Consider the following 23,141-nt stretch of genomic DNA (forward strand, 5'->3'; position numbering starts at 1 on the left):
CAATATGCCTAAAGCGATGAAGTACGCCGAGAAAGCCGCCGTTTACGCGGCCCAGGGCGCGTGGGTGGTTTACGAGCGGTTGAACCGCATCAGCCCCAACGCTTCGTTTACCCCGAAATGGAGCGACAAACCCCTCCTGAAGAGCTATCAGAAAGAGAAGCCGCCCCTTGGCTGGCCCCGCACGACAGACTCGCTCTGTCCCAAGTGCGTTCCCGAGATTCGCAAGCAGATTCTCGACGGCAAGCTGCCCCACGAAGTCCTGCTCAATGAGAAGGTCGGCGAAATCAAGGCGCAGATCATCGAGCGCGACGGCAAGATCCTGATGGTGAAGGATTGCCCCAAGCATGGCCACTTTGAAGACGTGATGTCCATTGACCCCGCCTTCTTCAAGCACCTTGAAGAGAGCTTCCCCGGCCGCGACATTCGCGCCCACGGCAAGGGCGACGAGAAACTGCACAACCACGGCACCTCGACCGTAACCCACGGCCGCGGCTCGGTGCTGACCATCGACCTCACAAACCGCTGCAACATGATGTGCGATCCCTGCTTCATGGACGCCAACCAGGTCGGCTTCGTCCACGAGCTCACGTGGGACGAGATCAAGACCATGCTCGACAACGCCATTACGATGAAGCCAAAGCGGCAGATGAGCGTTCAGTTCTCCGGTGGCGAGCCCACGTTGTCGCCTTACTTCCTTGACGCCGTCGCCTATTCGCGCAAGGTTGGCTATAACTCCGTACAGGCCGCTTCAAACGGCATCGAATTCGCCAAGAGCAAAGAACTCTGCCGCGCCGCTGCTGAAGCCGGTCTCCGCTACGTCTACCTTCAGTTCGACGGCATCGGCAACGCTGCCAACTCGCACCGCAAGGTCGGCAACCTCTTCGACGTAAAACTGCAGGCCATCAACAATCTGCACGAAGCCGGCGTCGACATCGTTCCTGTAACGACCATCATCAATGGCATTAACAACGAGCAGGTTGGCCGCATCATCGAGTTCGCACTCGACAACCCCAAGAAGATCAGCTTCCTGAGCTTCCAACCCGTTTCGTTCACCGGCCGCGACGAAGACATCAGCGAAGAGCGCCGCGTTGCACAGCGCTACACCCTCTCGCACATGGCGCACGACGTCAAGAACCAGGTTGGCCTCGGCGTTCCCGAGCGCGACTGGTTCCCGATTTCGTTCATGTCCACCTTCTCTGACTGGGCCGATCTCGTGCACGGGCCGACAGCCGAGTGGGGCCAGCTCTCCTGCGGATGCCACCCGAACTGCGGCATCGGCATGGCGCTGATGATCGACAAAGAAACCAAGGAAGCAGCTCCCGTCACTGCCTTCCTGCACATGGACCAGGTTGCCAAGGATCTTGCCAAGGTCAACGATGCGGCTCGCGGCAAGTGGCTATCGGTCATCGGATTCGGTCTCGCTCTGCTGCGCAACTACGATCCGTTCCAGGCGCCCACCCATTTCAAGATCACCGACATGCTCAAGAAGATGGACAAGACCTTCAACGCCACTGGCAAGGATTACGGCTCGGTCAAGGGCGACCGCACCATGAAGGACATCGAAAAGCGCCGCTCCGATCGCTGGAACTTCCTCTTCATCGCCGGCATGTGGTTCCAGGATCTGTTCAACTACGACTTCCGCCGCACCGAGCAATGCATCATTCCCTACGCCACGCAGGAAGGCGAAATCAGCTTCTGCGCGTACAACACCGGCGTGGGCTGGCGCAACATCATCGAGAAGATGCACATGACCGCGACTCTGACCAAGTGGTACGAAGAGCACGGCCGTCACGAAATCTTCGCCGGTGGCAAAAAGGTCGGCATGAACTACGTGGGCCACGAGCTCAAGCTCAACATGGAGCACGTGAACTCCGAAGCCAACCACACGCTCGACAACCTCGGCATCGCCAAGAACGCCCGCGAAGAAAAGATTCGTGCCCGCGATACCAAGATCAAGTCGGATGCGGAAAACGCCAAGATGGCCAAGCTCTATCGCGAGCACGTGCTCGGCGAAAAGCCCGTCGAAGGCCTCGTAAGCCTCGACGCTATCAGGCCCGCCTCAAACAACGCCGCCTCGCCCATCAACCGGCACTCGGAAAAAGAGCCCGTAGCCGGCGATTGACCAGTATCTTCCTGGGGTAGTCTGAACCTCTGAACCTTGGTTCTTTCACCAAAAAGGCCGTCCCCACCCGGGACGGCCTTTTTGCGTTTTTGCGCGGATCGATCCAGTGCACAGCCCTATACCGACGGACCGCCTCCGGCGATCGAAGGAATGATCGAGAGCGTGTCGTTTGCGGCCACTTCCGACCGTTCCTTCTCTGGCAGATAGCGGACATCTTCGTCGTTCAGATAGAGATTCACAAACGACCGCAGCTTGCCCTCGCCGGTGAAGAGATGCTTGCGCAGCTCGGGATAGGTATCGGTTAGCGCATCCAGCGCATCGGCGATTGTTCCTGCACTGATTTCAATTGCATCTTTGCCTTCCGCGTACGTTCGCAGCGGCGTGGGAATAAAAATCGTCATGCGATTCGGTCCTCGTTGGATAGTCACTTCTCCGTCTCCTCTAAATGTTGCGAAGTCATCGGCACGCTAATGTTCAACTTCGATCGCCTGGTCTTCAAACCGTTTCTCCTCTTCGTTCGCTCCGGCAAGGAGAAATGAATTCGTCGCTGTCGCCTTGCCTTTCGCAACCGAAGTAATCACATACGAACATCCCAGCCAATGCGCCTCGGCGAAATCTGTCGGCGACCACTGCGCAGGATGGTCGGGATGCGAGTGATAGAACCCCGCAATCTCCAGTCCCTTGTCCCGCGCGCTCCGTTGAATGCGAACCAGTTCGACTGGAGCGATGTGGTAGCGGTTATGCGCGGAATCGGTCCGCGTGTTCCCCGCCTGGATCGATTCCACCACGTGCCATCCCTTCGCATCGGGCCTTCCCAATAGCGCCCCGCAACATTCGTGTGGATAGGTCTCTTCTCCATGAGCGCGAAACGCATCGTACACGGCTTGCGGCACGATCAGCGTGCTCATGCCTCCTCCCAGAAGCGCTCGCTCATGTACTTCTCCGCCGAATCGGGCAACACAGTCACGATGGACGCCGCGTGGCCCGCCGCTGCTTCTTCCTCGGCAATGCGTTCGCAAGCCACCACCGCAGCCGCAGCGGAAATACCCACCAGCAATCCATCCTCACGTGCAAGCCGCTTGACCATGGCATACGCTGCCTCGGTCCCGACCTCCATGTTTCGGTCCGCCAGGGCGGGGTCGTAGATCGCGGGAACAAGCGCGGTGGCCATGTGCTTCAGCCCTTCGAGGCCGTTGAAAGGCGAATCCGGTTGAACACTCACCGATCGAATCTCCGGGTTCAGTTCCTTGAGGCGCCGCACCGTTCCCATGAACGTTCCGCTCGTGCCAAGACCCGCCACAAAGTGCGTGAGGGTTCCTCCACTCTGGCGCCAGATCTCCGGCGCGGTGGTGTCGTAATGTGCTCTCCAGTTCTCAGGATTCGAGTACTGATCCATGTAGCAAAATTTGTTGGGTTCGTTCGCGGCCAGTTCCCGCGCCCTGCGAATCGCTCCATCTGAGCCCTGATCCGGATCGGTCCAATCCACCTCGGCGCCGTAGGCCTTCAGAATCCGCTTGCGCTCCGGCGACACGTTCGACGGCATTGCAAGGAGCACCGGAATCCCAAGAGCGGCCCCGAGCATCGCAAAAGCAATCCCGGTATTGCCGCTCGTCGCATCCAGCAGAGTCTTGCCCTTGCGAAGTGAGCCTTCAGAAAGCGCTTTGCGCACCATGGCAGCCGCGGCCCTGTCCTTCACGCTTCCGCCGGGGTTCATCCACTCCGCTTTCGCCAGCAGCGTCACTTCAGGCAGTCGACGCACGACCGAGTCGAGTCGAATCAGCGGCGTGTTGCCAATGCGCTCCATCAGCACGGAGCCATGGCGCCGCTCCACCCGGCTCAGCCATTTTGTCTCTGCAATTGAAGTCACCACTGCGTCATCTCCCGCAACGAAAATCCCTTACTGTGGCTGCGCCGTAGTGCGAAGATACGGCTTCACTGTTTTGTAGCCGGGGAACTGTTTTTCAGCCTGTTCGTTCGAAACCGAGCCCGCGATAATCACGTCCTCGCCCTGCTTCCAGTTCGCAGGGGTTGAAACCGGGTGCTTCGCCGTGAGCTGGACCGAATCGAGAACGCGAATGATCTCGTCGAAATTGCGCCCCGTGGACATCGGGTAGGACAGCGTGAGCTTGACGCGCTTGTCGGGTCCGATCAGGAACACGGTGCGCACCGGTGCATTCAACGCGGGCGTCCTGCCCTCGCACGATTCGCCGGCATCTCCCGGCAGCATGTCATAGAGCTTCGAGATTTTCAGTTCGGGGTCGCCGATAATCGGATAATTCACGTCGTAACCACCAACATCCTTGATGTCTGACGCCCATTTGCTGTGACTCGCAACCGGGTCAACGCTCAGGCCAATCACCTTTGCTCCGCGCTGGGCAAACTGCTTCTCCAGTGCGGCCACCGCGCCCAACTCCGTTGTGCACACAGGGGTAAAGTCCTTGGGATGAGAAAAGAGCACAGCCCAGCCATCGCCGATCCATTCGTGGAAGTGAACGGGGCCGTGGGTCGTCTCTGCCGTGAAATCGGGCGCTACATCGTTGATGCGAATCGACATTTCCAAATCTTCTTTCGTTGAGGATTCTTAGCAGTTTGGGTCAACCGCAAAATCAAAAAACCCACTCGCAATCAATGCGGGTGGGTCATGAGATGCAGCTGAAAACTAGTTCAGTTCCCTCTGACACAAACCCGCCTGCTGCACCGACAACAGCAAGCAACGCGGGTTGGAGAGAATGTCTTCATAGTTCGGGGAGCGACGTCAAACCTTGCTAACTATCTGCAGCCTAGTGTGTTCCATCAGTCCATGTCAACAGCCGCGCGCATAATCGCTTTCATTTGAGCGCAAAGCAAACATACCCAATACTAAGACGATCCAGACCGGCCTTTCGATTCATAAGTCCGTTATTTTCAATTCTTCGATGCTATACTCGCCTCCGTTCCTTCCCTTCTTCGGAGACCGTTTCATGCGCGCCGTAGCCGCCTTCCTTGTAGTCGTCTGTTCGATAGCATCGTCCCTCGCTTTCGCGCAAACACCGTCCTCGCTTCCGTCGCTCGACCAGCAGCACACTCAAGCCATCGACACCTTCGTCGCCTCCGAAATGGCGCGTCAAAGAATCCCCGGCCTGGCCGTCGGCATCTACTCGCGCGGCAAGATTCTGCTCGCCAAAGGCTACGGCCTGGCCAACGTCGAACTCAACGTCCCGGTCAAGCCCGAGACCCTCTTTCAATCTGGCTCGGTCGGCAAACAGTTCGTCTCGGCCGCCGTCATGATGCTCGTGGAAGAAGGCAAGCTCTCACTCGACGACAGCATCACGAAGTATTTTCCCGACGCCCCCGCCACCTGGAGGCCGATCCTCATCAAGAACCTGCTTTCGCACACTTCGGGCCTCTCGGAATATGAATCCGACGATCGCACCGGCCCTAAGGGCCCCTTCTACCTCCGCATCGATTTCACCGAAGACGAACTCGTCACGAAAATCGAAGCGCTTCCTATCGAGTGGGCGCCCGGCGACAAGTGGGCCTATCGCAATACCAATTACGTTCTGCTCGGCGCCATCATTCACAAAGTCTCAGGCAAGCCTTACGCCGAATTTCTCGGCGAGCGCATCTTCAAGCCCCTCGGCATGACGTCCACGCGCCTCATCAGCGACAGCGACATTATTCCCGACCGCTCCGCAGGCTACGAAATCCACGACGGCCAGCTCAAGAATCAGAATTGGGTCTCGCCCACTTTCAACTCCACCGCCGACGGCGCGCTCTACTTCAACGTTCTCGACATCGCCAAATGGGACGCCACCCTTTACACTACGCGGCTTCTCAAGCAGTCGAGCCTCGACCGCATCTGGACCGTCTACTCGCTCAACGACGGCAAGCCCAATCCCGCGGGCTATGGCTTCGCGTGGTTCATCGGCGACCAGAATCATCACAAGCGGATCGAGCACGGCGGCGCATGGCAGGGATTCACCTGCGACATCTCGCGCTATCCCGATGACAGCCTCACCGTCGTCGTCCTCACCAACCTCGACGCCGGCCACGCCAATCCCGGCCTCATTGCCCACGTCATCGCAGGCATGTTTGTTCCGCCGTTGCTGCCCGCAAAGCTCGCTGCTATCCCGGACAATGATCCTTCGATCGCGACCAAGGTCGCCAAGCTACTCGATCAGATCGTCGCTGGCGAAGACATCCGCCCGCAGACCAGCGCGCAACTGTCTGCGCTGATCACTTCCGAAACCGCAGCTCGGGTTAGCAAGATGCTCTCCTCCATCTGGCCCGGCGGTACGATGACGCTTGTAAAGCGCGATGCCGGACCTAAAGGCCGGACTGTGTCCACGTTCCGGGTCAGCAAGGGAAGCGAAGCCAGGATGGTGATCTACGGTCTGGACCCCGACGGCAAAATTGGAACTCTCGGCTTCGCGCCCGACCGCGAGTATCAATGAGTATCCCTTGCGCCCTGATCCATGGTTGCCAATTGATATTAAAAACCTTAGGCACAGGCCTTTCCGATGCACCAGCGCTCAAGGCCTCACACTGCTGACAAACTGCCCGCTCATCGTCAATTCATCTGCCGTCCACAGCTTCCGGAGCTATGATGTGGCGGGAGTTGGATTATGTCTCAATACCTCTACCACTGCCAGGACTGCGACAAGGAGTTCACCCAGAGCCTCCACATCTCCGACGTCGAGAAAACCGAAATTGCGTGCCCATATTGCAGCGGCAAACGCGTGCACCAGTTGGTGGCCGCTTTCTCGGCGGTAACCGCAAAGAAGAGCTAGGCCAACAGACTATCGTGCTTCACGGCCAGTTTTGACGCCGTCGGGGATGTTGTGTCATCGCACCGGCGCATAGTACCCGGTCTGTAGGCGGATCGTTACCGGCCGCGACGGCGCATCGATCTCTACCCGGTGAAATGCGCCATCGTGCCGCACCTCCGGCGGCTTGAAAATCAGGCGATATCGTGCGCCCAGGTCGGTCTCAATCATCCGCACGTCGTCAGCAATTTGCGTATCTCCGTCGTCTCCATGAAAAACGCGGCCGCCCGTCTTCGTCGCCACCTCCGCCAGCGCGGCGGGCCCCGTCGACGCGGCTTCCGGCACATCAAATCGAAATGCGTAGATCGCAGTATTCGTTTTTTGACACTCATCGACGGCAAGCTTCAGGTCTCCACGGCTTGCATTATCCACACCGTCTGAAAACATCACGATGACATTTCTGCTCATTGGGCTTTCATCATGTCCAAATTCATTCAGGCAGGCGCGATACAGCGCGTCAAACAAAGCCGTGCCGCGCAAAGACCCTCCCGCATCAGAGGCAACCCGATGGTTGCGGATTGCTGCCTCCAGCTCCTTTACATCGCTCGTCCACTCCTTTGCGATCGGCGACAGCACGGCAAAGTCCATCGCAAAACCGCGATCGGCCGGTTGCCGGATGAGACTGCGCGCGACAGCTATCGCCGCGCGCTGACTCCGCTCCCGGCTAGATCCCATAGACTCGCTTGAATCGATCATGATTCCGACGTGGACAGGCGCGTCTTTGAAGGAATCAAGCGCAACAATGCGGCGCGCACGCACCCCGTTATCGAGAACCTTCAAGTCCTCGATCTTCAAATCGTCGACGGCTTGCCCGTCATAGTCCAGCGCCTGCAACGTCAGGCTAACCTCATCGACAGGCAACTTCAGGGTGTAAGTCGGCTGGTCCTGCTGCGAAGCCACAGATTGCCCGGCAATAACGGCAATCGCAGGCAGCGCCAGCACCAGCAACGACCCTCGACGCAGCTGCATCCGCAGAATCCTTTCGTGCCTTGCAAATGGGGTCGTGCAGAGAAACAGTCGCCTGATTGTAGCAGCGCACGAGCACAGCTCGTTCGAACTTCGCCAGCCTGCGATCGCCGCATTTTTCGCTCTTCGCCAGACCGCCTTCCGACTGCTATCCTCGGCGAGAAATGAAAATCCGTCGGTTCGCCTTCCCCTTACTAGCTGCTTCCTTCACCTCCGTCCTGTTCGCCCAAACCACACCAATCCTCTCTCCCAATGAGAAAACCATCGTCTCCTATATCGACGCCAACGAGCAGGCTTCAAATGCCCTGCTCGAGAAACTCGTCAACATCAATAGCGGCACGCACAATCTTGAGGGAGTCCGCGCCGTCGGTGAGATCATGCAGTCGGAACTGACCGGCCTCGACTTCAAGGTGCAGTGGATTCCAATGGAACAGGTGCAACGCGCCGGCGTGCTCGTCGCCCAGCATCCCTGCCCTGAACCGGGAAAATGCGGCAAGCGCATGCTGCTCATCGGCCACATGGACACGGTGTTTGAAAAATCCAGCCCTTTCCAGGCCTGGAGCTTGAACGGCAACATCGCCACCGGCCCCGGCGTCAACGACATGAAGGGCGGCCTCGTCGACATGCTCTACGCGCTCAAAGCCATGCAGGCCGCGGGCGTCCTGAAACAAGCCGAAATCACCGTGGTGCTCAGCGGCGATGAAGAAGCACACGGCGAGCCCGCCACCATCTCACGCCGCGACATGATCGCCGCCGCACACCATAGCGATTTGGCTCTCGAATTCGAAGGCACGCCACGCATGGACGGCGTTTTCTACGGAAGCATCAGCCGCCGCAGTTCCATCACCTGGCACATCAATACCACCGGCGAAACCGGCCACTCCTCCGGCATCTTCTCCGCGCGCATGGGCTTCGGCGCGATCTATGAGCTCACCCGCATTCTCGATGCATTTCGCATCCAGCTTCCGGAAGAAAATCTCACCTTCAACATCGGCATGATTGTCGGAGGTACCAGCGTCCACGTAGACGAGGCCGGCAACAACGCCACCGCCACTGGCAAAGACAACGTCGTCGCCCCCGTCGCCTACGCCAGCGGCGACATCCGCACCATCTCCAACCAGCAGACCGCGCGCGTTGAGATAAAGATGCAGGAAATCGTCGCGCATCATCTGCCGAAGACGACCGCAACCATCACCTTCGGCGAAGGCTACCCCGCCATGCCGCCCACTGCGCAAAGTCGCGCCCTGCTCGGCATTCTCAACCAGGCCAACGCCAGCCTTGGGTTCAAACCCATGCCGGAGCTGGACCCGATGAAACGTGGCGCCGGAGACATTTCGTTTGTCGCCGACTTCATTCCCGGCCTCGCCGGCATCGGAGCCACCGGCGAAGGCGCGCACGCACCCGGCGAAACCATCGACCTGTCGACCCAGCCCATTAACACAAAGCGCGATGCCCTGCTGATGTACCGCCTAAGCCAGATCGACCAGAACGCCGACCTCACCAAAGTCGCAGCAAAATAAAGTCGACAATGACTCTGCCATTCCGACCGACCCTGAGCACAGCGAACGGGGAGCGGAGGAACCTGCAGTTGCATTTTTCTTGTCAAACACGAATGCATCGCCCCAACACAAATGCGGCGCGTCCATTCAGGCGCGCCGCATTCCGCCCGACAAAGGGCTACTCCTTCGGTCCCCCGTTCGGATAGTCCACCCGCACCGTCAGAATTTCGTACGGATGAATCGGCGCCTTCACCACATCGCCGGTAACCGTCAGCGGACTTCCCTCCGGCGTCTCCATCATGTTCGTCACCGTCGCGCTTGTCGCGCCCGGCGGCACATGGAACTCAACCGTCGCGTCCTTCCCCGCCCACTCATACACCCGGAAGATCAAGCCCTTCGCATCTTCGGCCTTCTTCACTGCCGTCAGCACCACGTCCTCAGGCGTGACGGAAGCAAAGGAGTGGCTGGCGGAAAGTGAGCCGGCATGAGCCGTCGTCACCACCGCCGTCAGCGGGTAGTTGTATTCAAACCCGTGCCGCACCGTCATCGCATCCTTCCACGTTCCCGCATGCGGATAAAGCGCATAGTGGAAATGATGATGCCCCATGTCCGCATCCGGATCGGGCCACTTCGGCGAACGCAGCAGCGTCAACCGCAGCGTATTCCCCACAGCGTCATACCCGAACTTGGAATCATTGATCAGGCTGAAGCCGTGTTTCCCGTCACCCAGATCCGCCCATTGTTGCGCGGGGACTTCGAACTGCGCTTTTTCCCAACTGTTGTTGCGGGTGGTGGGACGATCGATGGTGCCGTACGGAATTTCGTAGGTGGCAAACGGGCCTGACGCAGCGAGCGGGAACGCGGCCTTGAGCAGCACATGCGATTCGTGCCAGTCGATTTCATTTTCGATGTCGACCACGTCGCCTTTCAAGCTGATCGTCTGCAGAAACTTCGACTCCTGCCAGTGAGAAGTAATCCGGATGACGGCATCCGGATATTTATGTGTGTCCTTGGCATTAAGCCTCACAATTCCCACGGAGTCAGCCCGAGCGATGGTCGCGGGAGCGTGGTCCAATGTGCCGGGGTCAATATTCCAAGCATCGTAGTCCTTCGGTGTGTCCTTGAAGAACTGGAGCTGGTTGGCGCAAGCGTTCCCGGCAATCGTCTCAAACTTCGTGGCTACGTCCTGCAGGCTCGTAATGCACCCCGTCGATTTGTCCACGGCCACATGCACGCGGCCATTGTCGAGGGCAATCGTGCTGTCCGTGTCGGAGACCACCGCCGCTGCACTGGGTTCGCTCTTCGAGCCGCCTACGTGCACCACCTTGTACCCCATCGCGGGTACATGCTCGACATGCACTTTTACCTCTTCGGATATGTTCGCAGCGCCTTGCACGCGCGCATACACATCACCGGACCGTTCCCATCCAAGCGGGTTGTAAACGATGAGCGGAACCCCGTCTCCCTCGGTGTTGATTTGTTCGTCCAAACGCGCGAGCGCACCGGCCGAAATCTCATTCGTCGACCAGCGCACCACGTCGTAATCTTTCTGCGCATCCTTGTAGATAATGCCGATGCCAGAGCCGGCCGCGAGATCGTGGAACTGGTTGAACAGCACCTTCTTCCAATCTTCCGTAAGTTCGGCGGCGGGATACTTCTGCCCGTCGAGCCACGCGAGCGATGCCCACTTTTCCGCATTCAGCGTTTCGATGGAGCTTTCACGCATGTTGCGTTTGTGGTTGGCCTGCGAGGTCATCACGCCGCGGTGGTATTCGAAGTAGAGCTCGCTCTTCCAGGTGGGAATGTCCACCTTGCCCGGAACGGCCGCAGGCGCGGTGTAGCCCTTGGCGATGGACTGGTAATTCCACTCAGGACTTTCCGGCGCAATCTGTTTCTCAACATCGGTAAAGTAGCTCTGCGCGATGCCGAATTGCATCTTCGGGATCACCTTGGCTGGCGTGGAGGGCGTCGCCCAATGCTCTCCCTGGTCGAGAACGGCCCGGGTCGGTCCACCGCCATGATCGCCGATGCCATAGAGGTCCATGATGTCGGTCAACCCCGTCGACCGCTGTCGCGCCTGCACCAGGTCGGTGGCGAGCCGTGTGGGGCTTAGATTGTCATTCCCATAGTCATGCGGAAAATACGCCAGCACCTTCGATCCATCCGGCGACTCCCACCAGAACAGCTTGAACGGCAGCTGATTGGTATCGTTCCAGGTCATCTTCTGCGTCACAAAATAATCGACGCCACTCTTCTTGTAGATCTGCGGAAGCTGCCACGTATATCCGAACGAATCCGGATTCCATCCGATGCGTACATCGACGCCATAGGCCTGCTTGTACCACCGCTTTCCCACCAGCAACTGGCGCACCAGTGATTCGCCGTCCGGCATATTCAGGTCCGGCTCAACCCACATGCCGCCCACGATCTCCCAGCGTCCTTCGCCGATGCGCTTCTTGATCTCCGCATTCATGTCGGGATACTTCTGCGCCATCCATTCGTTATAGGCCGCGGCCGACTGCGTGTAGGTGTATTGCGGGTATTCGTACATCAGTTGCAGCGCGGTGCCAAACGTCCGCTTCACAACGTCCACGGTCTCGGTCCAGGGCCATAGCCACGCCGCATCGATGTGCGAGTTGCCCGTTACGTGCCAGGTCGCCGTCTGCATCAACGGCAGCAGGCCTTCGAGTTTGGTGTGCGCAGCCTTCAGGCTTTCGTCAAAACCTTTTTGATCCTTTGCATCGAGCGCCTTGATGTCCACTGCGGCGATCGCGCCATTCAGCGTACCCATCTGCGACGGATCCTGCGGAGCAAGCGACGGAATCAGCAGTGCAGCCGAAAGAAGCTCCATACGCAGGTCATCCGGGTTCGGCCGCCCCTCCGGGAAATCGATCTTCAGCGTTGCTCCCCGGATCGACTTGGTGTCCACCGTGTGCAACAGCTTGACGGCCACCGTCACCTTGTCCCCGGGCTTCGCATTGTCAAACAGGACCACGGGCTCAAGGTCGTCGCCAAGCGCAACGCGCCGTCCGTTGAAGTAAAGAATCTCCGGCATCGGTCCGTTGGCGTCCGCGTGAAACTGGAACCAGATGCGCGACCCCGTAAGGTCATACCCATTGAGCGTCTCGGGAACAAGATAAGTTGTGCGAAACCAGACCGCATCGTTCGGCGCTCTGCCGGGCACAGGAAAAGTCTGCCAGCTCGACTCGTCAAGGCTTGCGTCTTCCCCATGCGCCAGGTCGCCCCCGTGCATCTTCCATGCGCCGCCCGGAAGCTCGCGCAGCATGGTCAGCCGCGTGATCACGTCGCGCGACTCAGGCGGCAAATTCGATGCAACCCGATTAATCTCGGCTGCGACTTTTGCGGCCTCCACGGCTGTTTGCGCAGCGGCTCGCGGAGCAAGCGGCATGACGGCGGATGCAACGGCAAGAACAGCAAAACCGCAAAAGAAAACGCGACGAGAACATGCAAAACCAGAAAACATGGCGATTAGCTCCCCGAGAAATCTTAAGCCATTCAGGTGGGACGGCTTCTGGTTTCAGCGTTGTTTCAAGCGAAACGCCGTAAGCTAGCACCTCTCCGTCGTCCGCCGGAGGCACTCGATATAGCCGACGCAGGGCACCCACTGTTCACTGTTCACTGCCCACTGTTCACTGGCTTTCACACCCACCCGCCATCAACCACGTAGCTCTGATTGGTAATCGCACTCGAATCATCCGCCGCCAGAAACAGCACCAGCCGCGCGACATCCTCTGGCAGAACGTCTCGTTTCAATGCTTGCGAAGCCATGATCTCCGCCTTGTACTCCGGCGTATAGACCAGCCGTCTCTGCTTCTCGGTTGCAATCGCCCCCGGCAGCACCGCGTTCACGCGAATGCCCTGCGGGCCGCATTCGTGCGCAAGTGTCCGCGTCAACCCCACAATCGCGGCCTTCGCCGCGATGTACACGGGCACCCCCGTCGATGGAATCATCCACGCGATCGACGACATATTGATGATGCTGCCCCGCCCCGCCGCCTTCATCGCCGGCAACACGGACTGGATCATAAAGAACTGTGGTCTCAGATTGATGGCGATCGATGCATCCCAATACTCCGGCGTGACCTCGTCGATCGTGTGCCGCTGGTCGTTGGCCGCATTGTTCACCAGCACATCGACTCCGCCGAGAGTCCCAATCGCACGGTTGACCGATGCTTTCAGCGCATTCACATCCGTCAAGTCGCAACGAAGATATTCGGGAACCGCATCCACCTCCGCCTTAAGCGACTCGATCAGTTCGCGGGCTGGATCATCCTGAACATCGAAGAAGGCCACTCGCGCACCCTGCAGTGCAAAATGGGATACGATCGACGCGCCAATTCCCGTGGCTCCGCCGGTCACCAGCACAGACCGGCCCTCAAGACTCGGGTAAGTCGCAAAATGCGAGGTCAAAGACCGATGTTCCTCTTCCATTCGATTCCTCAAAACGGTGGGTGTGAATCGGTCCAAGTATAGTGCCACCACAAAGATCGGCCGCGAAAGCGTTGCAAACCCATCGTTGCACCAATCCCACGCACTGGTACACGCTGGTACACCGTCTCGCATCGCGGGTGCATACTGATATACAGGCCGTTTCCACGGGCAGCTCCCCCTTGGGTTACTCGCGCAATACCGTTCTCGCTATTGGACTTAACAAGGGAATTGGATCGGAGCCGCAGGTCAATCGCGGTCAGCAGAACCAATGAAACCAGGTACTTGCAGTCGCTGACTTCAAGGGCAGCCAAACCTGGCCACGAATCAACCGCAGGTTGCGGGATCATTGCGGCCTTTCGATGGGCTCACCCCGAAAGCGTTTGCAGGCCGGCCCTCACCTCGCGGAGTACAGCAGAATCAAGACGCACGGAGGGACACTATGACGGAAGCCGCTCGCTATCCCGGCATTCGAGTTACAGCCAATGGAAACCAGCTCGTCTCGTATCACACCGAGACCCGCATCGCCGATGCCGGCGTTTTCTATCCCATTACGCCTTCCACCGAGGGCGGCGAGCTCTTCCAGCAGGCCTACGCTGAGGGCAACCTGAACGTATTCGGACACAACACTATCGCCATCGAGACGGAAGGCGAACACGCGGCGCAGGGTGGCGCCATTGCGCACTCTGTCTGCGGCAAGCGCGTGGTCAACTTTACCTCCGGCCAGGGCGTTGTCTACGGCGTCGAGCAGTACTACCATGCTCCCGGCAAGGGCTCCACGATGGTGCTTGAAGTCGGCGCCCGCGCGCTCACCAAGCACGCCCTCAACGTCCACTGCGGTCACGACGACATCTACGGCGCGCTCGACACCGGCTGGATCATGCTCTTTGGCAAAGATGCGCAGCAGGCCGCCGACCAGGCTCTCATTCTCCGCCGCGTCACCGAGCTCTCGCTGACCCCCGGCATGAACATCATGGACGGCTTCCTTACAAGCCACCTTGAGCGCACCTTCTACAAGCATGAATCGGAACTGATCCGCGAATACCTCGGCGCTCCTGAAGACATCATCGACTGCCCGACTGAAGCGCAGCGCGTCCTCTTTGGACCCACCCGCCGCCGCGTTCCCAAGATGATGGACCTCACCAACCCGGTCCTCCTCGGGCCCGTGCAGAACCAGGAACACTACATGAACGGCATCATCGCGCGACGCAACAACTTCGCCGAGCCGATTCTGCAGTTCCTTGAAGATGCTTACAAAGACTTCGGCCAGCTCACCGGCCGCCACTACGGCCTCATCTCCCAGTACAAGTGCGACGACACCGACACCGTCTTCGTCTCTCTCGGATCCGCCGCAGAAAACATCGAAGCCGCCGTCGACTACCTCCGCGACGTCAAAGGAGTCAAGGTCGGCTCCATCCACGTCAACGTCATCCGCCCGTTCCCCGAGGCGGCCATTGTTGCGGCGCTCAAGGGGAAGAAGAACGTCATCATCCTCGAGCGGACTGACGAAGCTCTCAGCGGCGACAACCCACTCGGTCGCGACATCCGCACCGCGCTCTCGAAGGCGATCCAAACCGCGGGACACGGCGCCTCCGAAGGCCTGCCCGCGATGACCATGGACGAGGTGCCGCACATCTACTCCGGCAGCTACGGCCTCGGATCGCGCGACTTCCGCCCCGAGCACATCATCGGCGCCTACGAATTCGCCACCAAGGGACGCGCCCGCAAAGACGGCAAGACCGCAGCCGACGGCGTCAGCTTCTTCGTCCTCGGCATCGACCATCCTTATGCGGTGATCGGCGACGAAATGCCATCCCTCCTGCCCGAAGGCGCGGTTGCCGTCCGCTTCCACTCCATCGGCGGATGGGGCGCCATCACCACCGGCAAGAATCTCGGCGCCATCCTTGGCGACTTGAACGACCTGCTCTACGAGCGCGACGGCCTGGTCGATGACAAGGGCAATCCCAAGGAAGTCATCCACGTCAGCGCCAACCCCAAGTACGGTTCAGAAAAGAAGGGCGCGCCCACCAGCTACTTCATGGTCGCCGCCAAAGACCGCATTCGCGTCAACTGCGATCTGCGCCACGTCACGGTCGTCCTCTGTTGCGACCCCAAGGCATTCACCCACACCAATCCGCTCGATGGCATCCAGCCCGGCGGCGCCCTCATCTGGGAGTCAGACGCGGAAGGCGAGCGCGCGTGGGAAAACCTCCCCCTCTGGGCCCGCAAGCAAATCATCGATAAAAATATTCGCGTCTACACGCTGCCCGGCTTTGAAATCGCCCGCAAGGCCACCGACCGCGCCGACCTGCAACTCCGCATGCAGGGCAATGCCTTCCTCGGTGCATTCTTCGCCGTCAGCCCCATGCTGCAGGAGTTCGGCATCACGCAGGAGCAGTACCGCGACGTGGTGATGAAGCAGTACGTCAAGAAGTTCGGCAAGCTCGGCGAAGCCGTCGTCAACTCCAACATGGAAGTCATGACCCAGGGCTTCGAGCTTGTGAAGGAAATCGCAATTGGCGAAATGGCCGCTGCCGACAAGTCCTCGTTGCGTGGTCAGCCGCTGCTCCCGATTCTCGAGATGGCGACCGTCGGCAGCGGCGACTGCACCACGGGCGGCTGCCGTTCCACACTTCCTCCCGCCGGACAAGGTGCCCGTCCGCCCATCGCAACCATCGACGCTTTTGACGCCGAGTTCCGCGCCAGCTTCGGTTACGACCAGCCCGCAACGCCTCTCGCAGCCATGGGCCTTATCGCCGCGGCAACAGGCGACACCGCTTCAAAATACGTAGCCCGCCGCGAGACCCCGCTCTATATCCCCGAGAACTGCACCCAGTGCATGGAGTGCATCTCGGTCTGCCCCGACACCGCGCTCCCCAACACCTCGCAGGATCTCGGCACTGTGCTCACGATGGCCGTCTCCCGCTACGTAGGCGACGCCGGCGAGCGCACAAAGATGATGGCCAAGCTTCCCGAAATCGAGAAGCAGACCCGGCAGCGCATGGTCGCCGAGATGAAGACCGGCACACCGCTGCCGAAGATCATCCGCGAAGTCACTGAAAGCGTTGACGGCTTCTCCGCCGATGCGAAAGCGCAGTTCTACTCGATCATCGACAAGGTGCCGATGGCCTATCAAAAGGTCAACGCCATCTTCTCTTCGCCCGAGCGCAAGGCCCCCGGTACCGGCGGCATCTTCTCCATCTTCGTCAGTGATCTGTGCAAGGGCTGCGCGGCCTGCGTCACGGCCTGCGGCGATCACATGGCGCTCAAGATGGTGCAGGAAACCACCGAAGTCAACGCCGAACACGAAACCGGCACCGCCTTCCTCAACCTGCTGCCGGACACATCGCAGAAGTACCTCGGCCTCTTCAATGCCGCCAATCCAGCAGATTCGAAAACCGCCACCCTGCGCAACATGCTCATGGTTCGCCGCAACTACGACGCACTGGTCTCCGGCGACGGCGCTTGCGCAGGCTGCGGCGAAAAGAGCGTGCTCCGCTCCATCGCGGCCGTGACCGAGGCGTACATGCGCCCCGTCTTCCATGCGAAGGCTGATCGCCTCGTAGCCAAGGCCGGCGATCTCGAAAAGACCGGCGTCGCCCGCCTCGAAGCGCTCAAGGCCGCCAATCCCGAAGAGTATGCAACCCTGCGCCTGGCCATCACCCACCTGATTCTCGGCCTCGGCGGCGAACAGACTGAAGACACCAGGTCCCGCATCGCCGCGCACGAGGAGGCCAACGGCCCCATCACCGACGCGCAGATGATCGAAGCACTCGCCGCTGTCCTGCTGACCGAAGCCTTCAACCACAAGAGCCTGCAGCCAGTCGATGGACGCCTGGCAAATGGAATGTCTGTAATGGCCATGGCCGCGCACACCGGTTGCAACACCGTGTACGGCTCAACCTCGCCAAACAATCCACATCCCTATCCGTGGATGAACTCACTCTTCCAGGACGGCATCACCATCGGCTGGCTCATGGGCGAAAGCTTCATCGTCGACCACGCGCGCCGCTCCGTCATCCCCGAGCGCCTCACCGACGTCATCCTCACTCGTGAGAACGGCATCACGCCGCGCGAGTTCTACGAGTTCACGCACTTCACCGACGCGCTGATGACCGATCAGGAAATCGTTGAGCTGCCCAAGGTCTGGGTAGTCGGCGGCGACGGCGGCATGGGCGACATCGGCTACCAGAACATGTCCAAGGTGATCCTGCAGAACCGGCCAAACATCAAGGCCCTCATGCTCGATACCCAGGTCTACTCCAACACCGGCGGACAGAACTCTGACTCCACCCCGATGCTGGGCGGCAACGACATGAACGTCTTCGGCTCAGCCACGCAAGGCAAGAACACTGAGAAGAAGACCGTCGCCGAAACCTTCCTTGCCGGACACGGATCGCCTTTCGTCGCGCAGGTTTCGATGGCCAACGCGCCGAAACTCTACCGCGCCATTCTTGATGGTCTTGAATATCGCGGCACCATGTTCCTGCAGTGCTTCACCACCTGCCAGCCTGAACACGGTGTTGCGGATGACATGGCGCTCTTCCAGGCGCAGCGCGTACGCGATTCGCGCGGCGTACCCGAGTTCGTCTTCAACCCGCGCCTCGGCGAGACCTATCAGGAAGCGCTCGACGTCACCGGCAACCCGAGCAAGGAACTCGACTGGTACGAGACCAAGCTCAAGTCCACCGGCGAAACCATGCGTTACACCGTGGCTCACTGGTGCACCACCGAAGCGCGCTTCCGCAACCACTTGAAGAAAATCAAGCCCGAGGCGGCGGAGAAGCTCCTTCACCTCGACAACATGCTGGTGCGCATCACGCAGCAGGATGTGGTTTACCGCCGCTACCTCGACCCGGCGCACCGCTCCTTCATTCCCGACTTCGGCGTCTACATCAAGTACGAGGAGAACGGAAAGATCGAGTATCGCGCGCTCTCCCGCCAACTGGTGATGTTCTGCGTAGAGCGCCGCAAATCATGGCGTATGCTCCAGTCCAAAGCCGGTGTAGTGAACAAGGAATACATCGCCCAGAAAGCGCTTCTCGCCGACGTAGACGCAGGCAAGATCGCGAAGGACGAGTTCTTCGCCCACGCCCACGAGATGCTCGCCGAGAAACTAGGCAATGCAACACCAGCGCTGGCCAAGGCGTAAGCGAAGCATTGATTCAGAAGCAGAACGCGGACCTTTGGGTCCGCGTTCTGCTTTATCGGAGGATTGTGCCGCCTTGGTATACTCCGAAACAAATCGGAGAAGCTACCTTATGTCACGATCCACGCGCCGATCCATTCTCGGCAGAGTCTTCGGCGGAGCGGCCGTTTTGGTTTGTGCGTGTGCTTGCTTCGAATCCAGCTCACATGCCCAGGCCATCAAGGTTTCGCCGCAACCTTCGGAGGCGGGTTCGTTTCGCACCGGTCGCGTTTCCATCTCCATACCGGCGCCCGCGCCCGAGTTGCTCGAAATGGGTCCTGACCTTAGAGTCCTGATGGAACCACTGGCTGCAGCCAAACTCCGTTTGATCGCCGCGTTCATCCTTTCCGACAATTTAGCCCAGCTCCCCGGTTCCACAACGCCGTTGACGAAATACGCGCTCGTGGAAGTTCCGCGCGCTGCCGAGTTCATGGATGTGGATGAAGCGACCTTCAAAACAGTGGTTGACGGCATGAATCAGCAATTCTCGAGCGGCAATCTGCAATCGACCATGCAAACCGAGATAGACCGCCATTTCGCCGATTTGGGTGCAGGCAAGCTCACGGTGGATAAACCGACGCAACTCGGCACGATGTTCTCCAAGCCCAACGTCTCGGGCTTCGCCATGCTGATGCCGATGGCGGTCAAAGACAAGAGTGTAACCTTGGTTGCTGCGACTCTCGTTGTGCGCGTTCGGAACCGTTTACTTTTCGCCTACCTCTACACCCAATACAAAGACAAGGCCAGCGTCGACTGGGTTACACAGACAAGCGAGTCATGGGCCGATGCAATCCTGAAATCGAACGAACCCTGACGGTCCCGATGGTGTTCTCAGGCCCCGATTCCGGGTGGCCCAATGTCGATTCGGAGATCTGCGCCTGCGGCCGTTGCCTCTGATCACGGTGACAAATGCGGATCCTGAGAAGTTGACGATAGACAACCTTCGCGGGAGCACTCGTCTCAAACGATGAGATAGCATTCCCCGTGCTTTCGCAGTCGGCGATTCCCGACAAAATTAATCTAAATAGGGAGGAAGACAATGTTTCTAGTAATAGGAATTGTATTGGTTCTGCTGTGGTTGGGTGGATTCGTAATGTTCCACACCGCGGGATTTCTGATCCATATCTTGCTTGTGTTGGCGTTGGTTTCCTTTGTGTTTCACCTTTTGCGCGGCAGAACTTCGACCGTATAGCAACCTCTATTCCGCGCCCTGGAGAGGCACCCGGCAAACCATTCGCCGGGTGCCCCACAGCCTTGAGCGAAGTCGAAGGGTCTCGCTCCTGAGACCTGGAAAGAAACGCAGCGACCGAATCTCGCTACGAAGCAATCTCTTCTGCCAGCTCCGGCACTGGGAAACTCACCACGCCCTTGCGGTCGAGTTCCGGCTCTCCCTGCTCCTCGCGGGCTTCAGCTTTCTCCTTCTTTGTGGGCTTGTGCACATCGATGGAACCGCTCAGGACCGCTCCCTCTTCAATGAAGATACGCGTCGTGGAGAGGTCTCCCATCAACGAACCGTCGCAGCGAATCTCCACCCGCTCGCCGGCATTGAGATTGCCGAACACGTCGCCCATGATCACGACTTCCCGCGCGCTAATGTCAGCCTTCACCCGGCCCTCTTTGCCGATGGTTACCCGGTGCGACGGCGCGTTGATGCGGCCCTCGATGGTCCCGTACACATACACCGGATCGGAGGCGGTGATTTCGCCCTTGATCGCGATCGATTTCCCGATCATGGAGTATTGATTCGATCCGGAATTCAGATTTGCTGGCATCTCCACGGGTGATGCGGCGGGCGGTTGAGCAGGGTTGCCATTCTGCATAGGCGTTGCCATCGGTTTCTGGTCCTTTCGTCTCTTGTCTGTTGCGGCGCACGTGGCGGGATTTTGGTAAATCTGCGCGTGTCCGAAAAGTTCCACGATTGTACCTACGAAACATCTCCCCTCGAACCATTACGTCGGTATCGTCACGTGACCAGACCTTCGCGAGCCCTCCAGCCGAATGTCTCCACTATCGATCCAGAACTGGTCTCGCCTCTCCGAAAGCTGGGCACCGTTCATTGCGGCTTCATCGCGATGAACAGTCTGACGCAGGCTCATGCGCGATCTCAACGCTGTACCTCCGCGAAATTCGAAGGCGTCAAGCCCCCTCCGCTTCAAACTCACTCCAACCCCTTCAATCCAAACAGAAAAAACTTTCAAGGAATTTGCAGGTAATTTCCATCTCCCGGCGCACAATAAAGAAGGTCAGAAAAAAACGACGAAGGTTGAACCGGTAAAGACCCGTTTCTCGTTCACTACTTCACTCGTTCACTTCCTCACCTTATTTATTCACTAGTTCCTAATTCCCTGCCCCTAAGTCCTTTCCTGAGAATACTCTGCGTGTCAACTTCAATTGGCAGACGACTTTAGAGCTGCCCTCCATTCTGTAAGTTGCGAAAAAAAGAAAACTTGCCCACAGAGATGGGGGGAGGGGGGGGCCCCTTGGAGTGTTCCGCAGCACACAAACGCAAAAACGCGGACCCGGAGGTCCGCGTTCACCCGCTGCCGAAGCCCGCGCTACCGCGCGAACTTCACAAATTTCCGGCCTGCATACAGGCGAAAACCGCCCGACGGATCGGCCATGATCTGCAGCGGCATGGGCCGCTTCAGAGCGTCATCGGAACCGGTTTCCACTGAGAAAACATCGTGCGCACCCACATCGGTGACAACGAATTTCCCGCCGACAAATCCCGCTCCATACACACCTGCCGGCAGGTTCTCGCCGCCGAATTTCAACGGTACTTCGGTGATGAAGTACGCCTGGTACTTCGCCGCCACGTCGCTCGAGTAGCCGCTGGTATCGACCATCGTGGACAGCACGTAGTAGCCGTCAGCAAACTTGATGCCTGCCGAGTTTCGCAGTTGCGTTGGCGCCGACTGGGCCTTGTAGTAGACGCTTGCCGGCAGCAACTTTTGCGCGTCGGCGGGCTTCAGAATCGTGTCGCCGCCCTGGGCCAGCAATTGCATCGGCGCAGCCATCATGGCCGCTGCCAGCGCAACTGCGCCTGTAAATTTCATCATTGCCTGAAAACGCATAGTCGTTCTCTCCTGAAACTGCAATCGTCCCGGAGTATACAGCATGCTTGCGCACTCGGCCATCCACCCTCGGATTGAAGCTGCTCAATGAGTTCTGAAGGGCAGAACGCCCGCGCCCCGACGTCGCTGCATCCAACCCCGCAGGTATAATCGCACTGTGTTGACAACGCCCGAAACCGCGCTCGACTCCGCACAGACGGCGGCGAAGCATAACGCGCTCGAAGATCGGCTTCGCGCTCTTGGCAGCGTGATGGTGGCCTACTCCGGCGGCGTCGATTCGGCTTTTCTCGCGGCAGCGGCCCATCGCGTTCTGGGCGAACACATGCTGGCGGTGCTCGCCGACTCGCCAAGCCTGGCGCGCCGCGATATGGAGCAAGCCAAGGCTTTCGCCGCAACTCATGGGATTCCCTTGCGCGTCATCCAGACCGAAGAACTGGATAAGCCTGAGTACCAGCGCAACGACGCCAACCGTTGCTTCCACTGCAAAACGGAACTATTTGAAGGCATGAAGAAGCTCGGCGCGGAGCTCGGCTTTGCACAAATCGCTTACGGTATGAACGCCGACGACCGGCGCGACTATCGCCCCGGCCAGCGCGCTGCCGAGGAGCACGAAGTGCTGGCGCCGCTCGCCGAGGTCGGACTGACCAAGCAGGAGATTCGGACACTGGCAAAGGAAGCGGGCTACACGCTCTGGGATCGCCCGGCCGCGCCGTGCCTCTCGTCGCGGGTGGAATACGGACGCACCGTAACTCGCGAAGTGCTGGAGCAGGTGGAGCGGGGCGAGGAGAGCCTCCGCCAGCTGGGATTCCGCGAGTTCCGCGTCCGCCACCACGGAGAATTGGCACGCGTGGAAATCTCACGCGCAGAGATGGAACGGGCGCTTACGCTCGACATGATGGACAGGATTTCAGCCGAGTTGCGCAAGGCCGGCTTCCAATACGTGACACTCGATTGCACAGGGTTTCGCTCAGGGTCATTGAACGCCGTGCTGCCCGCAGAAGTGCTCATGCGACGCGGCGCATAGGTACAATCTCATTT

The 23,141-nt window shown here is 59.2% G+C and carries 18 protein-coding genes; 8 read left to right on the forward strand and 10 right to left on the reverse strand.

The features are described 5' to 3' along the window. Nucleotides 1-4 precede the first annotated feature (4 nt). Nucleotides 5-2,122, forward strand: a complete 2,118-nt coding sequence (locus VK574_RS05950) for a radical SAM protein (protein WP_472798899.1) — start codon at nt 5-7, stop codon at nt 2,120-2,122. Between the two features lie 116 nt (nt 2,123-2,238). Here VK574_RS05950 and VK574_RS05955 read toward each other — a convergent pair whose 3' ends face one another. The 4 genes from VK574_RS05955 to VK574_RS05970 are packed head-to-tail and all read right to left on the reverse strand — an operon-like array spanning nt 2,239 to nt 4,676. Next, nucleotides 2,239-2,550: a MoaD/ThiS family protein gene (locus tag VK574_RS05955; RefSeq protein ID WP_472798900.1), complete on the reverse strand. Its 312-nt coding sequence runs from the start codon at nt 2,548-2,550 to the stop codon at nt 2,239-2,241. 39 nt (nt 2,551-2,589) lie between these two features. Further along, entirely contained in the window at nt 2,590-3,030 is a 441-nt protein-coding gene (locus VK574_RS05960; RefSeq protein WP_472798901.1) for a M67 family metallopeptidase, read from the reverse strand. Then, nucleotides 3,027-3,989, reverse strand: coding sequence for a PLP-dependent cysteine synthase family protein (locus VK574_RS05965; RefSeq protein ID WP_472798902.1), 963 nt, complete (start codon nt 3,987-3,989; stop codon nt 3,027-3,029). Before VK574_RS05965 ends, VK574_RS05960 begins: the two co-directional genes overlap by 4 nt. A 30-nt stretch (nt 3,990-4,019) precedes the next feature. Continuing rightward, nucleotides 4,020-4,676, reverse strand: coding sequence for a peroxiredoxin (locus VK574_RS05970; RefSeq protein ID WP_472798903.1), 657 nt, complete (start codon nt 4,674-4,676; stop codon nt 4,020-4,022). 406 nt (nt 4,677-5,082) lie between these two features. Here VK574_RS05970 and VK574_RS05975 point away from each other — a divergent pair, with 406 nt between their 5' ends. Further along, nucleotides 5,083-6,555, forward strand: a complete 1,473-nt coding sequence (locus VK574_RS05975; protein WP_472798904.1) for a serine hydrolase domain-containing protein — start codon at nt 5,083-5,085, stop codon at nt 6,553-6,555. A 171-nt stretch (nt 6,556-6,726) separates the two neighbouring features. Further along, nucleotides 6,727-6,891, forward strand: coding sequence for an FmdB family zinc ribbon protein (locus VK574_RS05980; RefSeq protein ID WP_472798905.1), 165 nt, complete (start codon nt 6,727-6,729; stop codon nt 6,889-6,891). 54 nt (nt 6,892-6,945) lie between these two features. Here the strand turns inward: VK574_RS05980 and VK574_RS05985 are convergent, their stop codons facing one another. Next, nucleotides 6,946-7,896, reverse strand: coding sequence for a VWA domain-containing protein (locus tag VK574_RS05985; protein WP_472798906.1), 951 nt, complete (start codon nt 7,894-7,896; stop codon nt 6,946-6,948). 161 nt (nt 7,897-8,057) lie between these two features. On the opposite strand from VK574_RS05985, the gene VK574_RS05990 reads away from it, so the two are divergent. Next, on the forward strand, nt 8,058-9,413 hold the full coding sequence (locus tag VK574_RS05990) for a M20/M25/M40 family metallo-hydrolase (RefSeq protein WP_472798907.1): 1,356 nt from the start codon (nt 8,058-8,060) through the stop codon (nt 9,411-9,413). Nucleotides 9,414-9,570: 157 nt separating this feature from the next. On the opposite strand, the gene VK574_RS05995 is transcribed toward VK574_RS05990, so the two are convergent. Together VK574_RS05995 and VK574_RS06000 are read right to left on the reverse strand one after the other, a co-directional pair. After that, the gene (locus VK574_RS05995; RefSeq protein WP_472798908.1) at nt 9,571-12,876 is read right to left on the reverse strand and encodes an alpha-mannosidase; all 3,306 of its coding nucleotides are present in this window, start codon (nt 12,874-12,876) and stop codon (nt 9,571-9,573) included. Between the two features lie 176 nt (nt 12,877-13,052). After that, nucleotides 13,053-13,844, reverse strand: coding sequence for an SDR family NAD(P)-dependent oxidoreductase (locus VK574_RS06000; protein ID WP_472798909.1), 792 nt, complete (start codon nt 13,842-13,844; stop codon nt 13,053-13,055). 439 nt (nt 13,845-14,283) lie between these two features. On the opposite strand from VK574_RS06000, the gene VK574_RS06005 reads away from it, so the two are divergent. The 3 genes from VK574_RS06005 (at nt 14,284) to VK574_RS06015 (ending at nt 20,221) form a co-directional block, all read left to right on the forward strand. Beyond that, the gene (locus VK574_RS06005) at nt 14,284-18,993 is read left to right on the forward strand and encodes a 2-oxoacid:acceptor oxidoreductase family protein (RefSeq protein ID WP_472798910.1); all 4,710 of its coding nucleotides are present in this window, start codon (nt 14,284-14,286) and stop codon (nt 18,991-18,993) included. Between the two features lie 109 nt (nt 18,994-19,102). After that, entirely contained in the window at nt 19,103-19,843 is a 741-nt protein-coding gene (locus tag VK574_RS06010; protein WP_472798911.1) for a hypothetical protein, read from the forward strand. Nucleotides 19,844-20,068: 225 nt separating this feature from the next. Continuing rightward, complete coding sequence (locus tag VK574_RS06015; protein WP_472798912.1) at nt 20,069-20,221, forward strand: lmo0937 family membrane protein; 153 nt, start codon at nt 20,069-20,071, stop codon at nt 20,219-20,221. Nucleotides 20,222-20,345: 124 nt separating this feature from the next. On the opposite strand, the gene VK574_RS06020 is transcribed toward VK574_RS06015, so the two are convergent. The 3 genes from VK574_RS06020 to VK574_RS06030 all read right to left on the reverse strand — a co-directional run bounded on the left by VK574_RS06020 (nt 20,346) and on the right by VK574_RS06030 (nt 22,103). Beyond that, complete coding sequence (locus VK574_RS06020) at nt 20,346-20,861, reverse strand: bactofilin family protein (protein ID WP_472798913.1); 516 nt, start codon at nt 20,859-20,861, stop codon at nt 20,346-20,348. A gap of 117 nt (nt 20,862-20,978) precedes the next feature. Further along, nucleotides 20,979-21,125, reverse strand: a complete 147-nt coding sequence (locus VK574_RS06025; RefSeq protein WP_472798914.1) for a hypothetical protein — start codon at nt 21,123-21,125, stop codon at nt 20,979-20,981. A 459-nt stretch (nt 21,126-21,584) separates the two neighbouring features. Continuing rightward, nucleotides 21,585-22,103, reverse strand: a complete 519-nt coding sequence (locus VK574_RS06030; protein ID WP_472798915.1) for a hypothetical protein — start codon at nt 22,101-22,103, stop codon at nt 21,585-21,587. Between the two features lie 157 nt (nt 22,104-22,260). Between VK574_RS06030 and larE the strand changes: the two genes are divergently transcribed. Further along, nucleotides 22,261-23,127, forward strand: coding sequence for an ATP-dependent sacrificial sulfur transferase LarE (gene larE / locus VK574_RS06035; protein WP_472798916.1), 867 nt, complete (start codon nt 22,261-22,263; stop codon nt 23,125-23,127). Nucleotides 23,128-23,141 lie beyond the last annotated feature (14 nt).

Source organism: Occallatibacter sp. (genome assembly GCF_035317045.1).
In the GTDB taxonomy this organism is placed as follows: domain Bacteria; phylum Acidobacteriota; class Terriglobia; order Terriglobales; family Acidobacteriaceae; genus Telmatobacter.

Bases quoted from the DNA above. Each gene is read 5' to 3' on its own strand.
- VK574_RS06025 (WP_472798914.1), bottom strand. From the start codon at position 21,125: ATGAGCCTGCGTCAGACTGTTCATCGCGATGAAGCCGCAATGAACGGT.
- VK574_RS05950 (WP_472798899.1), top strand. From the start codon at position 5: ATGCCTAAAGCGATGAAGTACGCCGAGAAAGCCGCCGTTTACGCGGCC.
- VK574_RS05990 (WP_472798907.1), top strand. From the start codon at position 8,058: ATGAAAATCCGTCGGTTCGCCTTCCCCTTACTAGCTGCTTCCTTCACC.
- VK574_RS06020 (WP_472798913.1), bottom strand. From the start codon at position 20,861: ATGGCAACGCCTATGCAGAATGGCAACCCTGCTCAACCGCCCGCCGCA.
- VK574_RS05995 (WP_472798908.1), bottom strand. From the start codon at position 12,876: ATGTTTTCTGGTTTTGCATGTTCTCGTCGCGTTTTCTTTTGCGGTTTT.
- VK574_RS05960 (WP_472798901.1), bottom strand. From the start codon at position 3,030: ATGAGCACGCTGATCGTGCCGCAAGCCGTGTACGATGCGTTTCGCGCT.
- VK574_RS05975 (WP_472798904.1), top strand. From the start codon at position 5,083: ATGCGCGCCGTAGCCGCCTTCCTTGTAGTCGTCTGTTCGATAGCATCG.
- VK574_RS05970 (WP_472798903.1), bottom strand. From the start codon at position 4,676: ATGTCGATTCGCATCAACGATGTAGCGCCCGATTTCACGGCAGAGACG.
- VK574_RS06010 (WP_472798911.1), top strand. From the start codon at position 19,103: ATGTCACGATCCACGCGCCGATCCATTCTCGGCAGAGTCTTCGGCGGA.
- VK574_RS06015 (WP_472798912.1), top strand. From the start codon at position 20,069: ATGTTTCTAGTAATAGGAATTGTATTGGTTCTGCTGTGGTTGGGTGGA.
- VK574_RS06030 (WP_472798915.1), bottom strand. From the start codon at position 22,103: ATGCGTTTTCAGGCAATGATGAAATTTACAGGCGCAGTTGCGCTGGCA.
- VK574_RS06005 (WP_472798910.1), top strand. From the start codon at position 14,284: ATGACGGAAGCCGCTCGCTATCCCGGCATTCGAGTTACAGCCAATGGA.
- VK574_RS05985 (WP_472798906.1), bottom strand. From the start codon at position 7,896: ATGCAGCTGCGTCGAGGGTCGTTGCTGGTGCTGGCGCTGCCTGCGATT.
- VK574_RS05980 (WP_472798905.1), top strand. From the start codon at position 6,727: ATGTCTCAATACCTCTACCACTGCCAGGACTGCGACAAGGAGTTCACC.
- VK574_RS06000 (WP_472798909.1), bottom strand. From the start codon at position 13,844: ATGGAAGAGGAACATCGGTCTTTGACCTCGCATTTTGCGACTTACCCG.